Annotated in this window: 11 protein-coding genes and 1 pseudogene; 8 read left to right on the top strand and 4 right to left on the bottom strand. The window is 63.2% G+C overall.

From position 1 onward, the window contains the following. Window positions 1-158: 158 nt before the first annotated feature. The 4 genes and pseudogenes from VSR72_RS25625 to VSR72_RS25640 form a co-directional block, all read left to right on the top strand. A pseudogene (locus tag VSR72_RS25625) lies at window positions 159-1,310 on the top strand (formylglycine-generating enzyme family protein); the annotation flags it as partial. Window positions 1,311-1,368: 58 nt separating this feature from the next. Then, window positions 1,369-4,101 (top strand): molybdopterin cofactor-binding domain-containing protein, encoded by a 2,733-nt coding sequence (locus VSR72_RS25630; RefSeq protein WP_342955147.1) that lies wholly within the window; start codon window positions 1,369-1,371, stop codon window positions 4,099-4,101. Beyond that, window positions 4,098-4,619 carry a (2Fe-2S)-binding protein gene (locus VSR72_RS25635; RefSeq protein ID WP_342955148.1) on the top strand — a complete coding sequence of 174 codons (522 nt, stop codon included), beginning with the start codon at window positions 4,098-4,100 and terminating at the stop codon, window positions 4,617-4,619. The genes VSR72_RS25630 and VSR72_RS25635 overlap by 4 nt, the downstream gene beginning before the upstream one ends. Continuing rightward, complete coding sequence (locus VSR72_RS25640; protein ID WP_342955192.1) at window positions 4,547-5,641, top strand: hypothetical protein; 1,095 nt, start codon at window positions 4,547-4,549, stop codon at window positions 5,639-5,641. The genes VSR72_RS25635 and VSR72_RS25640 overlap by 73 nt, the downstream gene beginning before the upstream one ends. 19 nt (window positions 5,642-5,660) lie before the next feature. Here VSR72_RS25640 and VSR72_RS25645 read toward each other — a convergent pair whose 3' ends face one another. Next, on the bottom strand, window positions 5,661-6,473 hold the full coding sequence (locus tag VSR72_RS25645; protein ID WP_342955149.1) for a flagellar brake domain-containing protein: 813 nt from the start codon (window positions 6,471-6,473) through the stop codon (window positions 5,661-5,663). Window positions 6,474-6,771: 298 nt separating this feature from the next. Between VSR72_RS25645 and VSR72_RS25650 the strand changes: the two genes are divergently transcribed. From VSR72_RS25650 to VSR72_RS25660, 3 genes are all read left to right on the top strand, one after another. Then, the gene (locus VSR72_RS25650; protein ID WP_342955150.1) at window positions 6,772-7,332 is read left to right on the top strand and encodes a sigma-70 family RNA polymerase sigma factor; all 561 of its coding nucleotides are present in this window, start codon (window positions 6,772-6,774) and stop codon (window positions 7,330-7,332) included. Between the two features lie 16 nt (window positions 7,333-7,348). Next, entirely contained in the window at window positions 7,349-7,663 is a 315-nt protein-coding gene (locus VSR72_RS25655) for a hypothetical protein (RefSeq protein ID WP_342955151.1), read from the top strand. Between the two features lie 96 nt (window positions 7,664-7,759). Continuing rightward, window positions 7,760-9,541 carry an ABC transporter transmembrane domain-containing protein gene (locus VSR72_RS25660; RefSeq protein ID WP_342955152.1) on the top strand — a complete coding sequence of 594 codons (1,782 nt, stop codon included), beginning with the start codon at window positions 7,760-7,762 and terminating at the stop codon, window positions 9,539-9,541. Window positions 9,542-9,587: 46 nt separating this feature from the next. On the opposite strand, the gene VSR72_RS25665 is transcribed toward VSR72_RS25660, so the two are convergent. Further along, window positions 9,588-10,322 (bottom strand): hypothetical protein, encoded by a 735-nt coding sequence (locus tag VSR72_RS25665; RefSeq protein ID WP_342955153.1) that lies wholly within the window; start codon window positions 10,320-10,322, stop codon window positions 9,588-9,590. Window positions 10,323-10,591: 269 nt separating this feature from the next. Here VSR72_RS25665 and VSR72_RS25670 point away from each other — a divergent pair, with 269 nt between their 5' ends. Further along, window positions 10,592-11,962 (top strand): MFS transporter, encoded by a 1,371-nt coding sequence (locus VSR72_RS25670; RefSeq protein WP_342955154.1) that lies wholly within the window; start codon window positions 10,592-10,594, stop codon window positions 11,960-11,962. A 103-nt stretch (window positions 11,963-12,065) separates the two neighbouring features. On the opposite strand, the gene VSR72_RS25675 is transcribed toward VSR72_RS25670, so the two are convergent. Both VSR72_RS25675 and VSR72_RS25680 read right to left on the bottom strand, forming a co-directional pair. Further along, window positions 12,066-13,736, bottom strand: a complete 1,671-nt coding sequence (locus tag VSR72_RS25675) for an alkaline phosphatase family protein (protein WP_342955155.1) — start codon at window positions 13,734-13,736, stop codon at window positions 12,066-12,068. A 359-nt stretch (window positions 13,737-14,095) separates the two neighbouring features. Next, window positions 14,096-14,854, bottom strand: coding sequence for an SDR family NAD(P)-dependent oxidoreductase (locus VSR72_RS25680; RefSeq protein ID WP_342955156.1), 759 nt, complete (start codon window positions 14,852-14,854; stop codon window positions 14,096-14,098). Window positions 14,855-14,863 lie beyond the last annotated feature (9 nt).

Here is a 14,863-nt window from a genome sequence, read left to right on the forward strand (position 1 = left end):
TAGGGAGAACGAACATGTGGCGGCTCGTGTTGCCTGTGTGCCTGTTGATCTCGCTAGGCCTGAACTCGACGCTATGCTCAGCCGCGCCGGCTGCGCAGGAGCCGGGCGCGGTGTCCAGTGCAGCGCGGCAACGCTATGGCGTCGCGATCATGCGCGTTGGCTTGATGCCGAAAGACACCTCCCAGGAATACGAAATCACGTTCTGGAATTCGATCAAGGACAGTCAATACCCCAGCGACTACGAGGCCTATCTCAAGGCCTATCCGAATGGACGCTTCGCGCCGCTCGCGCAGGCCCGCCTTACGCGTATGCGTGCGGAAGCATCGAAACCGCCGGCCGCGTCCGCGGCGCCCTCCGCACCCGCTACGTCCACGCAGCACCCGGCCAGCAGCCCTGCTGCCGCCACGCCCGCACCAGCGCCCGCACCGGCTCCAGCACCCCAGACAAAGACACCGCCTCCCCCGGCCGCCCCGCCAGCTGCGCAGACCAAGGCTGCGCCCGCCTCCGCGCCTGCAGCCGCAGCCACAGCAGCAGCCACGGCCGCCGCGGCTGCCGTTGCAGCGAAGGGCAACCCGGCTATTTCGAAGCCGGGTCCGCACGACATTCAGGACTGCCCATCTTGCCCGGTGCTGGTCGCGGTGACGCCCGGCAACTTCACGATGGGCATCGACACCGACGACGCATCCGAGCGGCCCGCACACCACGTCACGATCAGCCATAGCTATGCGCTCGCAAAATATGCGGTGACGGTGGCGCAGTGGAACGCGTGCGTGGCGGCCGGCGCCTGCCCGCGCCTGTCGAACGAGAACAATGCCTCGCCGAACGCACCCGTGCGCGACCTGAGCTGGGACGACGCGCAGCAATACGTGAAATGGCTTTCGAAGGTGAGCGGCAAGCCCTACCGCCTGCCGACGGAGGCGGAATGGGAATATGCCGCGCGCGCCGGCACCGAAACGCGCTACTGGTGGGGCAACGACATGCGCAAGGGCACGGCCAACTGCAAGGACTGCGGCCCGCCCTGGCACGTGGAGGCGCCCAACGACGTCGGCTCTTTTCCGGCCAATGCGTTTGGCTTCTACGACATGGCCGGCGGCGTTTGGGAATGGGTCAGCGACTGCTGGCACAACTCGTACAAGAACGCTCCGGGCGACGGCCGCTCGTGGGACGAGCCCAACTGCCAGACGCGCGTGATCCGCGGCGGATCGTGGCGTGACGGCGCGGGCTATATGCTCGCCGCCACGCGCTTCAAATACGACAGCAGCGTGCGCTACGAGGCCAACGGATTTCGCGTAGCGCGCGACATGAAATAACGCAGAAGACGCTGCGGGTATCGCCTGGAAGCGCATAACCCGTACGTGGAGGCGCAACATGGCTTGCGATGTTCCGTTCACTCGCCGGACATTTCTCAAGGCCATGGGGAGTGGCGCGTTCACGATCTCGGTCAGTCCCATCGCCGCCTTCACAGCCACCTGCGCCAGCCCGGCAGCGAACGCCGCGACAGATACCCACGCCGCGCCGCAAGCGCCAAGTGGCGCCCCTGACTGGGCACCGGAGCCTGGCAAGGCGCGCTGGCGCATCGACGGCGTGCGCAAGGTCACAGGTGCGAAGATCTACGCGCGCGATCACAAGGCGCGCGACTTCGACGGCTGGCCAAAAGAAGAAAACTGGTTATATGCCCTGAGATGCAATCGCGTCGACAAGAATTTCGAAGGTATCGACCTGAGCGTCTTGCCGCATCGTCTTCGCCCGATTGCCGTGGTATCCAACCAGACGCTGAATGACAATCACATCGCTCTCGCCTCCGAGGCGGATCCGGTCGGTCACCAGGATATCTATCTGTTCGCGCAGGAAGGCAGCCCCGCCAATTGCTATGGCCAACCCGCCGCCTTATTGATCTTCGAGGATTTCGATACCTACCGGCAAGCCAGGAAACTGCTCGATTTCAACAAGTCGGTGATCCGATACGGCGCGACGGTGCCGCAAAGCGCCATCACCACGTTGTATGCGTCCGCATCCAAGGTTTATGTGCGCGACGACGCAAAGTCGTTTTCGAACCTCAAGAGCAGCGGCCTAACCTATAAGGCATTCGTCGACGCACGCAACAGCGCAAGTAAAGACATTTACGATCGGCTCAGCGCCAAGGTCGACAAGCCATGGCACCGGTTCGATGGCGCCTTCAAAACGCCTGCAATGGATCCCGTCTTCATGGAGCCGGAGTCGGGACTTGCGTGGTTTCAGGCGGATTCCGGCTGTCTGAATCTGGTGCTCGGCACGCAATCGCCGCGCGGCGACTGCATTGCCGCCGGCAAAGTGTTTAACGGCAGCAATATCGACATCAAGCATGTTCACGTGATCAGCTGCTACCCAGGCGGCGGATTCGGCGGCCGCGACGAATCGTATTTTCCCGTTTATCTCGCCCTCGCCGCGCCCTTCGCAAAAGGCGCGTTGCGCTGGCAACAGTCGCGCTATGAGCAGTTTCAGGTCGGCTTGAAACGCGCGGAGACGGATTTCACGGAGTCTATCTGGCTCGACGATCACGGCAGGCTCCAGGCGCTCGTCAGTTGCTTCAGCTTCAATGGCGGCGGCAAGGAAAATCTCACGGGCCCGGTTGGCGACCTCGCCGCCATGAGCGCCATGAGTTGCTACGACATTCCGCGCGCCATTGCGCAAAGCTACGTGAGTTATACGCCCGCGTTGTTCGGCGGCTCGCAGCGCGGCTTCGGTGGTCCACAGGCTTACCTCGCCATCGAAACGCTCATGGACGAGGCCGCCCAGGCACTGCACAAAAGTCCATTCGAAATCCGGCACACCAACCTGCTGCGCAAGGGCCACGGCAATACGCTCACTGGCGCGCCCATCCTGTTCCATCTCCAGCTCGCAGACCTCCTGAACCAGCTTGAAGCGCACGAGTTATGGCGAAACAGGGAAAGCGTGCGTGCGCAACGGCGTGCGCACGGGTTGCGCTATGGCGTTGGGCTCGCCATGGCGAATCAGGCGTACGGTACCGGCAAAGACGCTGTATTCGCGATGGTGGAGATTCAGCCGAACGCAGGCCTGCATGTGCTTACGCATTACACCGACATGGGCAATGGCGCGGCGACCACGTTGGCCCTCGCGCCTGCCGCAAACCTCGGGCAGAACGCGCAGGCCATCACCATGAACGAAGTCGAGGCCTTTCAGATCCCGGGTTTCGAATACACAAAGCTGGGCATCCTGGACGATCCCGGAAGCAGACCGATCTCGAGCCCCTTTGGTTCTTCGAGCGCCTGCCTCGGTGCGTTCCATCACTTTCAGGCTGTCGACCGCGCCGCGATGGTGTTGATGTTGCAAAGCGTGCTGCCTGCCGCACGCGCACTATGGCGCAACCCGCACATCGAGCGGCAAGCGCTCAAGTGGACAAATGGAAAGCTGACCGCTGCGGGTCACGAGGCAATCGGCTGGCCTGCGTTGCTCGACGAGATCAACCGCTTGCAGTTGCCTACCGTGGCCGCCGCCCACGTCACCTATGGTGGCGGATTCTGGAAAAGCACGTACACGTTCGCGTCGGGCTCCTTCGAGATGGACTGCGACTTCATTGCCGTTGGCACCGATACGCACACTCTCAAGAGCTTGCCTCAAGGCAAGTTGGTGCCGCCACGCGATACGTTCAATTTCGGGCGCACGAACTACGCGCCCTCGGCCGCGCTTGTCGCGGTGTCGGTGAGCCCCGAAAGCGGCCACGTGAAAGTCGAACATGTCGTCACGACGCTCAGCGCCGGCCGCCTCATTTGTCCTGAAATCGTGCAAGGCCAGTCGCAAGGCGCGGTGGCCATGGCGATGAGCAACGTGCTGAGCGAATCGTGTCCGCTGGGCAATCATGGCCCCGGCAACGGCGAGTGGAATCTGGACCGCTACCTCATCACGCGTATGACCGATGTGCCGCGGCAGGAACTGATCGCACTGCCGCCGCCAGAAGGCGACCCTCACAGCGCGCGCGGCATCGGCGAGGCCGTGATGTGCCCCATCGCACCTGCACTGCTGAACGCGCTGGCCATGGCGACCGGGCATCGCTTCAGGGAGACGCCCGTCACGCCCGAGAAGATACGTGAGGCCCTGAAGTGAGCGAAGCCAACATCAAGATTCACGTGAACGGACACGCCGTCACGGTGCCGGCCGCCGATACCGACATGAGCCTCGCCGAATATCTTCACGAGCGCCTCGACCTCACGGGGACCAAGGTGTGCTGCGGCATTGGCGCGTGCCGTGCGTGCACCGTGGGCCTGCGCAGCAACAAAGACGCGCTGATGGAAAAGACCCTGGCGTGCATCACGCCCGTGAGCGCGGTGGCGAATCAATATGTCTATACCGTAGAAAGTCTCGCGGACGGCGACCGGCTTTCGCCGCTACAGCAGACGTTCCTCGAATCTTTCGCGTTTCAGTGCGGCTACTGCACGCCTGGTTTTCTGATGGCGGCCACCGCCATGCTCGAACATCAGCAGGCGTACCGGATCAGCGCCGACCAGCTTGAAACGGAGATCGACGACTGGGTGGGGGGGAACCTGTGCCGATGCACAGGCTACGTGAAGTATCGCGAAGCGATTCGCAAAGTCGCGCAAATGCAGATGAAAAGCGGAGGATGACCATGTTTGTCCGAATCCGCTGGTTCGCTTTGAGCTTCTTGTTCGCCGTGCCATTATCTGCCTTCACGCATGAGCAGACATTGCTCGAATACGCCAATCAATGCGTGAGGGAAATTGGCGAAATTCCGCCGTTCAACTGCAATGACGGAACGGATATTCCCATTACGATCGACGGGAAACCGCCAGGGCCACACGAGTCTCCCCTGCAATGCGATAAGCCCTCATTGCTGAACCCGATATCGGCAGCACCAGGTCAATGCATTCCGTTTTCGAAGATCCTGAATCTGTCGCGCGGCAATACGCAAATTTCCGCGTACTGCCGCCGCGACGTGCTGCGCGACGACAAGGACCCGCGCTATGACGGCGTAGTCGTCGTGATGCATCACTCGGGCAACGGCAAGACCTGCTGGTTCGCTTCGAAGCCGCTGCCGCCACCGCCGAAAACGCAAGCCAGCGTGCCCGCGAGCAGCGGATTCATTGCGACACGTGTGCCGCCGCCAAACGAGAGAAAGCCGCCTGCGGGAGAAATATCCGCCGTCGAATTCTGGGCAACACCTGCGATGGTTGCGGCCGGCATTGGGGGCGCCCCCACCTGCCTCAAATGTCACGACGCGGGTCCGTTCATCTTCAGCCCGTATATCGGGCAAGTGTGGGACAAGGTGCCCACGGACCCATGGGGGAAGTATTCGAGCATTGGGCAGGCCTTCTCGTCATTTCATCTCATGACGATGAGCACACCCGGCAACACCTGCATCGGCTGCCATCGCATCGGCAGCGAGCAGAGTTGCACCGCCTTTCTCAAGCTCTCGGCGGGCAAGCTGAACGCGCCTGGAAACGACCGGCTCGCCAACAGCTATCCACTGGACCACTGGATGCCGACCGACAACGCCATGAGCCATGAGCAATGGGACAAGGCAAACGTCGCGTCGGTCGATGCATTGCTCTCGTGCTGCAAAGACCCTGCGCACAAGGACCCGAATTGCACATTCACACCGATGCCATCGAGTTCAAATAACCGATAAGCGCGATCGCGCGGCCGCGTCAGGTAGGCATGCCGGCCCAGTAAGACACGGCGTCCTGCCGATCGAACACGAACGTCTTGAGGGCGACCTGGCTCTCGGGAGCAATCGCGTCGAATTCGAGGCCATGCAGGGTCAGCCCTTCCTGCGGGGTATCGGCGCGCAGATTGCGTATCACCGCGACGGCCTGGAATGTCGCCCCCACGTTCCCCGCCTCGATCGGAAACACCACGCAAATGCGCTCGCCCACCTCGCCGATCTTGCGCCCGGCGGCGAGCGACATGCCCAGCACGCTGATATCGCAGCCTATGCCGAGCCGGTCCAGTTCCGAGCCCGTCAAATCCACGCCATAGCGCACCGCGAGTTGCGTGCGCACGCGCACGGCGCGGCGTTCGCGCAGCCGGCGTATCGTGCCCGGCTCCGAAAGCACGAGGTAGCGGAACGGATGCGTGCAAACCGCCTCGACGGTGCAAACGAGCCAGAACACCGCTTGTGTTGCGATCGCAACGATCTCGACCTGTTCGCCCTGGAACGGCTCCCAAGCCGGCTTGGCCGCGGCAGGCGGTGTGACGAACATCGCGCCGCCCGGCCGGAAACCGATCAGCCGGCACGGCAGCATCTCGCGCCCCGTGCCCGCCTGGCTGCGTATGCCTAAAAGCGCGCCGATGGCGAGGTTCATGTCGTCCAGCGTCAACGACCCTTTTGTACGATCGGCGCGGCCTTCTTGCGCGCTCACGAGACTCGCGTCGTCTGCCGTGTTGCGATAAGGCTGAAAATGCGCGAAGAGGAAGTCGCGCTGCTCGCTGTTCAGCACCCCGCCTTGCGGCAGCAGCATCGTTCCATCATGGTGAAACACCGCCAAAGGCAGGGGTGTTTCCAGGGGCAGCTGCCCGGGGTCCGCGAGGCGTTCTAGAGTTTTTGACGCAGTACCGCTGCCAGGCTCGTGAATGTGCATGACCGATAGCGTATGGATTTGTTGGTTTTGTTCGGTGCCAACATTGTGACCGAAATATAGTGACTGATGTCAATAAAAATACGGACTATCTCCGGCCTTGTTTAACGAAATATTCATGCCACATAAGAGCGCAAACTACGCGCCACAATATTTCTCATTCTGAATCGTCTACACGGGTATGGAACCACCGAGCCCGCCCACCACGCAGGACCGCGAGATCGCCGACGCCGTCGCCCGCGAGCGCCCGAGGCTGCGCAATTTCATCCGCCGCCGCGTGATCGACCAGGACGAAGCCGACGACATTCTTCAGGACGTATTCGAGGAACTGGTTCAGGCGTGGCGGCTGCCGGACCCCATCGAGCAGGTGGGCGCATGGCTCTTTCGCGTGGCGCGCAACCGCATCGTCGACCGGTTTCGCAAGCGCAAGGAAGCGCCGCTTATTGAAACGCAGGAGGACGAGAGCGAGTACCGGCTCGACCTCGCGCTGCCCTCGCCCGACGCCGGCCCCGAAGCCGCTTACGAGCGCGCCGCGATGCTCGAGGCGCTGCGCGCGGCGCTCGACGAATTGCCGGCGAGCCAGCGCGAGGTATTCATCGCGCACGAGCTGGACGGGCGCAGCTTCAAGGAGATGGCGGCTGCAAGCGGGGTTGGCGTGAACACGCTGCTGGCGCGCAAACGTTATGCGGTGCTGCATCTGCGCGAACGTTTGCGCGCGTCATGGGACGACTTCGAAATTTGAACCGAAGGAGAAGGGAATGAAGTTTCGCCGCAAAATATTTGCCAAGGCGCTGCTGATGGTGGCCGTCATCGCGCTGCTGGGCGCAATCGTCATGGGCCTGTGGAACTGGATCGCGCCGGCGATCGTGGCCGGCGCGCATGCCATCGACTATCCACGCGCGATCGGCCTCCTGGTGCTCTGCAGGATTCTGTTCGGCGGATTCCGCGGGCATGGCGGCTGCCGCAGGCGCATGCAGTGGCACCAGTGGCAACAATGGCAGCACATGACGCCGCAAGAGCGCGAGCAATTTCGCAATGGCGCCGCCTCGGGAGCGACGCCGCCTTCAACGTAATCTCGCCGTAACGCCGCCATAATCCACCCCGTGGCCAGCCTCTCGTGGCCACGGAGTGGCACAATTAAACTCGTCGCCGATCCGCCAGGACGTTCCATGCCAGATGTCGCCGCCCGACCGTCACGCGTCGCGCCTCTCTTCGCTCTTCTGCCCTTTCTGCGCCCCTATGCGGGGCGCTGGGCGCTCGCCTTCCTCGCACTTCTGACCTCGGCGGGCGCGACGCTCGCACTGCCGGTGGCGTTCAGGTATCTGATCGACCGTGGCTTCTCCAGCGGGAATCGCGCGCATATCGACCGCTATTTCATTGCGCTCTTCGTGGTTTCGCTGATTCTCGCCGCCGCCACGGCACTGCGCTTCTACTGGGTCTCGTGGCTGGGCGAGCGGGTGACGGCCGACATGCGCCGCGCCGTGTACGACCACGTGATCCGCATGAGCCCGCAGTTCTTCGAGACCACGCAAACGGGCGAAGTGCTCTCTCGTCTCACCACCGACACGACACTGATCCAGACCGTGGTGGGCACCAGCCTGTCGCTCGGCCTGCGCAATTTGCTCCTCACGGTGGGCGGCGTGGCGATGCTCGTCACGACGAGCCCCGTGCTGTCTGGCTACATCATCGCGACACTGGTCGTTGTGGTCGCACCGATCGTCATCTTCGGGCGGCGCGTGCGCAAGCTCTCGCGCGCGAGCCAGGACAAGGTTGCGAACGCAAGCGCTTTGGCGGGCGAAGTGCTCAACGCCATGCCCACCGTGCAGTCGTATGCGCAAGAGGCGTTCGAGGCGAAGCGCTTTGGCGGCGCCGTGGAAGCGGCCTTCGAAACGGCGCTCAGGCGCATTCGGGCGCGCGCCGGATTGACGGCCGTGGTGATCGTGTTCGTGTTCGCCGCCGTCGTGTTCGTGCTGTGGCTCGGCGCGCAGGCGGTATTGGCCGGGCAGATGAGCGCGGGCCAGCTCTCCCAGTTCATTCTCTACGCCGTGTTCACGGCCGGCGCCGTGGGCGCCGTCGCCGAAGTGTGGGGCGATCTGCAACGGGCCGCGGGCGCCACCGAACGGCTGCTGCAACTGCTCGCCGCGCGCTCGCCCGTGGCACAGACAGCGGCAACCGTGCCGCTGCCCGCACACGGCACGGGCATCCGGTTCGACAACGTTGGCTTCTCCTACCCTTCGCGCCCCGGCATCGCCGCGCTCGACGCCTTCTCGCTCGACGTGCGCCCGGGAGAACATGTCGCGCTGGTCGGGCCGTCCGGCGCGGGCAAGACCACGCTGTTCCAGTTGCTGCTGCGCTTTTACGATCCGCAGTCGGGAAGCCTCAGCATCAACGGCGTCCCGACGCAACAGGTGTCGCTCGCGGCGTTGCGCCAGGCGATCGGCGTCGTGCTGCAGGAGTCGGTGATCTTTTCGGGCAGCGTGCTCGACAACATTCGCTATGGCTCGCCCGACGCCACGCTCGAAGCCGTCCAGCACGCCGCCGAAATGGCCGCTGCGGCTGGCTTTATCGAGCAACTGCCGCAAGGCTACGACACCTTTCTCGGCGAACGTGGCGTGCGGCTTTCAGGCGGTCAGCGTCAGCGCATTGCCATCGCGCGCGCGATCCTCAAGAATCCGCCCATTCTGCTGCTCGACGAGGCCACCAGCGCGCTCGACGCCGCGAGCGAACGCCTCGTGCAAACGGCGCTCGACAACGCCGCGCAAAACCGCACCACGCTCGTCATCGCGCATCGTCTCGCCACCGTGCAGCAAGCAGATCGCATCGTCGTCATGGATCAAGGCCGCATCGTCGCGCAAGGTCGTCACGCCGACCTGCTGCAAAGCTCGCCGCTCTATGCGCAACTCGCGGCGCTCCAGTTCGGCGCGCAGCACGCGAACATCGTCACGCAGTAATCGGCCGAACCGGTATCTGGCGACCCAAAGCCACTGCTAGCCACCGCTAGCCAGGGGAAGCCAGGCGCGCCACGCTGCGCGCCTGGCGCGGCAGCACGATATACATGCCCCAGGCCACAACCGGTATCGCACGCAGTGTGTCCAGGAGCGGGTGCGAAGAGACGATCGCCACATTGGCAATCGCGAGGCTGCCAGGCAAAGACCACGCATAGGTGGTCAAGCCGAGCAGCGTTGCGCGCCAGAAGCCGAATTGCCGGGGTGCGGGCATCGCATGCGCTGCCAACCCGCGCCGCACCATATACCCCGCGAGCGGCAGGCTGAGCAGCGCATAAGCCAGCAGCGGCGCGACGACGGGCGTGACGGCAATCGCAAGCGAAATGAACGGCGACGATTGCGCGATGCCGTGCGGAATCGCGGCGAACGCGAGGAACGGCGTGGCAGTCTTGTCGAGCACGAAATGCCACGCGCAGACACCCACCACGAAAAGCAGCGCGCTCGCGAGCCACTGTCGCCAGGCGCAGGACCACCAGACATAAAGACGCCGCCCGAACGACACGCCAGGCGTCAGCGCAAACAGCGCCCACTTGTCCCGGCGCGCGCCAATGCATGCGAGCACAACGAATAGCACGCCTGCGATCACGAATACGTGCCTGTTCCACACGACCAGTTGCAGTGGCTGGCCCGCAGTCGCCGAAGCTGGCGGCGACGAGGCGAAATGCTGCAAATGCCGCGCTATATATTCCGAAGGGCTGAGCGCCTGCGAGGATAGCCGAAGTGTCATCGCTCCTCCGTGTTGCGTGATGCACTGCCACATGGCGAGTCCATTTAAAACTCGCACACGTTGCATCACAACGTGATATACCATCGACTTGTATAACAACGTCTCAACCCATGCCGATCAGGATGGAGCGATAGCAAGGGACGCATCACTGCCACCCGATCCGGCGACGTCATCATCCCGGCGAATCGGGGCACGTTTTTTGCGCACCACCGGGAGCCCTGGCCATGCGTTTTGCATTGGCCCAATCGCGCTTGCCTTGGGGGTGCGAAATGAATGCCGATCAACCGGGAGCCACGCTCCTTTCGGAGGAAGACGCCCAACGTCAGTTGCGCCGCGCTGTGATTGCCAGCACCATCGGCACGACGATCGAATGGTACGACTTCTTTCTCTACAGTACAGTCACCGGGCTCATCTTCGCCAAGCTGTACTTTCCTGAATCCGACCCGCTCGTTGGCACCCTGCAGGCCTTTCTCATCTATGCCGTGGGCTTCATCGCCCGGCCGGTAGGCGCGGCCATATTCGGCCACTACGGCGATCGCGTCGGCCGCAAGGCCACGCTAATCGTCACGCTGCTGCTCATGGGGGTTGCCACCTTCGCCGTGGCCTTTGTTCCGACCTATGCATCCATCGGCATCTGGGGCGCCGTTTTACTCACGGTGCTGCGTTTCATCCAGGGCGTGGGTGTGGGCGGCGAATGGGGCGGCTCGGTCCTGATGTCCATGGAATGGGCGCGCACCAATTCGCACCGCGGCTTCGTCGCTTCGTGGCCGCAATTCGGTGTGCCGGCGGGGCTCTTCATCGCCAATCTCGTGGTGCTCGCCGTGAGCCAGTTCTCCGGCGACAGCTTCATGACCTGGGGATGGCGCGTGCCGTTCCTGCTGAGCATCGTGCTCGTCGCGATCGGCCTCTATATCCGCCTGAGCATTCTTGAAACGCCGATCTTCGCGAAGCTGCTTGCCGAGAACAAGATCGAAAAGACGCCGATGCTCGAGGTGATTCGCCGCCAGCCCAAGGACATTCTCCTTTCGGCGTTGGCGCGCATGGCCGAACAGGCGCCTTTCTACATCTACACGGCTTTCGTCTTTACGTATGGCGTGAAAACGCTGCACGTTTCGCGGGACCTCATGCTCACCGCGGTTTTGACGGCTGCCATGCTGCAGTTCGTGACCATTCCGTTCTTTGGGCACTTGTCCGACCGGATCGGACGCAAGCGCATGTACATGATCGGCGCGGTGGCCGCAGGCCTTTTCGGCTTTGTTTACTTCGGGATGGTGGATACAAGAAACACGGCGTGGATTTTCGCGGCCGTGGTGCTTTCGCTCGTGCCGCACGCCATGCTGTACGGTCCGCAAGCCGCGTTCATCGCCGAGTCGTTCACGGGGCGCCTGCGTTATAGCGGCGCCTCGCTCGGGTATCAGCTGGCTTCCGTGATTGCGGGCGGCCCGGCGCCCTTGATCGCCACTGCGCTCTACGCGTACTACCGCACGGGTTATTCGATTGCGATCTATATCGCCGTGTGCGGAGTCATCAGTCTGCTCGCCGCCTGGCGCATGGGCGATTATACGAACAAGGATATTTCGCGCGAATACGACGACGCGCGCGGAGCGGGCGATCACGGGCACGCTTCGCACCCCGCCTGATTAAACGCTGTCAATGCCTGCAAACGCAGCGCGCCCCTGCTCGACGAATCTTGCAGGGGCGCGCTCTTCCTGTCATGCCTTAACGATCAGACGTCCTAAGCTGTCAAACCTTCGGTGCCTTGTCGAGCACCACGCCCGTCGCCGGGTCGAGGAACAGCGTGCGGTCTTCGTGGCCGCGGCCGCGGCGGTCGAAGTCGAACATGCCCATGATGTTGCCTGCCGTCGCGTCGAACGAACCGCCGCCGATGCGCTGACCATCAAGCCAGTTGTCTTCGATGAAACGCACCACGGAGGACTGGTCGATCAGCGTGTGGTCGACGTAGTTCTCTCTCGCCCACGGCGAGATCACGACGAACGGAATGCGCGTGCCCGGACCGCAGCGGCCGTTCACGGGCTTGCCGTTCAGGCCGGCCGGCGCCGAACCCGTGCCGCAGATGCCGGCCGCCGTCAACTGGTCGGCCACGCTATCGTACGAAGCGCTCGTGGGCTGTGCATACGCATGGTCGTACCAGCCGTCCGAGTCATCCCACGCCACGATAACGGCCGTATCTTCCCAGCCGTGCTGCTGCTGCAGGAAGTTCACGACCTTCGTGACGAAAGCCTGCTCGTCGAGCGGGTCCGAGTAACCCGCGTGACCGTCCTGGAAGGCCGGGGCCTTGAGGAAGCTCACCGACGGGAAATTGCCCGCCTTCACAGCCGCGAAGAAGTCGTCGGTATCGTACTGGTGATTCGCCGGATCGGCCTTCCCGTTCTTGCCCACGCTGTGGCCAATTGCGTCGAGCGAGCCCGGACGCAGATGCTGCGGGTTCGACGTTGAAGCGTAGTACTGGAACCAGTTGTGGTGCGGAATATAGTCGTTCGTCGCCGCGCCGACCACCGGCGAAAGCGTGCTGCGCTTGCAGCCCGTCGTGCCGTTGCTGTTCGTCGTCGCGAGGTTGAAGCCGCCCATGAAACCGCCCCACGAAACACTGCGCGCGTTCAACAGGTCGCCGATATTCTTGCCCGTCATCTGCGCCTGGTCGGTCGCGCTCGAGCAGAGGTCGTAGGCCGGATCGACGTCGTTGATCATCGTGAAACCGTTCTGGCCGTCGTTCACATAGTACGAACCGGCGGCCGAAGGCTTCTTCGTTGTGAGCACAACCTTCATGCCGTTGGTCTGACCCGAGACCACTTCGAGCGCGCCGGGCGTCGAAGGACCGTAGGTCGACGTATAGGCGTTGTCGCTCATCGCGTAGTGCTGCGCGTAGTTCCACAGGGCCGTGACCGTGTTGCCGTCGTAATAGCCCATCACCTGGCCCTTCGTGCCGAATGCGCCAGCGCCGCCGCTCGTGCCATTACCCGTGTACAACGGGAAGAGGTCGGCACGGCCGTTGTCGTACGCTTGCTGCTCGGCGGTGTAGGCGTGGTTCTGGTCGGCCGTGGCCGCCTGCGTGCGATCAAGACGGAACGGATTGGCCGCGCCCGTGCCATTGCCCGCATTCGTGAAGTTCGGGTTGCTGGTCAGCAGCGTGCCCGTCAGACCGTTCACTTCGGGCGTGCCGGGCTGTGCCTTGAATGCAGGCTCGCCGGACGGGTTGGTCGCATGCGGATAAGTCGCGAAATAATGGTCGAACGAAACGTTCTCGCCGTAAATCACGACCAGGTGCTTGATCGGGGTGGCCGTGTGACCGTGTTCCGGATGATTCTTGTCGTGATCGTCACCAGCACTCCACGCAACTGTCGATGCGAATGCTGCGGCTGTGAGCGAACCAACTACGACGTGACGCCATTGCATTTTCGGCTCCTGGTTGGCTTCGTATTTTCGGGGGGTCACCGTGAAGCCGGGCAAAGGCGTTATGCAGCCCGCATCGTCGCGCTCATGCCAGCTGAATGCGGAGGCTACACGGCATGAGGATTAGAGCATCGGGGTATGAATGCTCAGCGTCAGACTCCTTACGAAATATTTTCGATTGGTAAGTTAGGCGCTGGTTTGAGCCGGCTTTGCACTCAATCGGCGAGAAAAATGCCTTGTTTTCAGGTATGAAGATTGCGCGGCGCTCACGCGCCGGTTAGCAAACAACGCGAGCCAATTGAAACGGGCCGCCTCGCGGCGGCCCGCAATGGAACACGCGGGAACAGGCGGAAACAGGTGGCCTAGATGAAACTGATGCCGCCGTTGACAGCAATGGTCTGCCCCGTGACGAAGGCATTGCCCACCACCATCAACACGACCTGCGCGACCTCGTCGGCTTCTCCCAGGCGGCCAACGGGCAGCCGCTCGGCGATGTTCGCGGCTTTCAGCGGCGCGGCCATTTCCGTGTCGATGGGCCCCGGCGCCACGGCGTTCACCGTCACGCCTTCGCGGGCCACACGCGAGGCGTAGCCGCGCGTCAAGCCTTCGAGGCCGGCTTTCGAAGCGTTGTAGTGAACACCGACGGCACCTGCGCCGCGCGCGGCGACCGACGACAGATTGACGATGCGCCCCCAGCGACGCGCGCGCATGCCGGGCAGCACCGCCTGCGTGCAGAGAAACGCCGACTTGAGATTGACGGCGAGCGTGTGGTCGAATTCGGCTTCCGTGATCGACTCGATGTCGCTGAACGTGCCCGTGCCCGCGTTGTTCACGAGCACGTCGACCGCGCCGAGGCTGCGCTCGATCTCGCCGATCATGCTGGTGACTTCGCTTGCCGCCGACACATCGGCGCGCACCGCGAGCGCGCGGCCGCCTGCGCTTTCGATCTGCGCGACGACCTGATGGGCTTCGTCAGCGCGCTGCCGGTAATTCACGGCAATCGCCGCGCCTGCCGAAGCGAGCGCAATGGCAATCGCGCGGCCGATGCCACGCGAGCCGCCGGTCACGAGCGCAACGCGATGATTCAGGTCGGGTAAAAGAGCGTAATCCTGAGTGGTCATGGCGCACGC

It is taken from the genome of Paraburkholderia sp. JHI869 (assembly GCF_038900775.1).
In the GTDB taxonomy this organism is placed as follows: Bacteria; Pseudomonadota; Gammaproteobacteria; order Burkholderiales; family Burkholderiaceae; genus Paraburkholderia.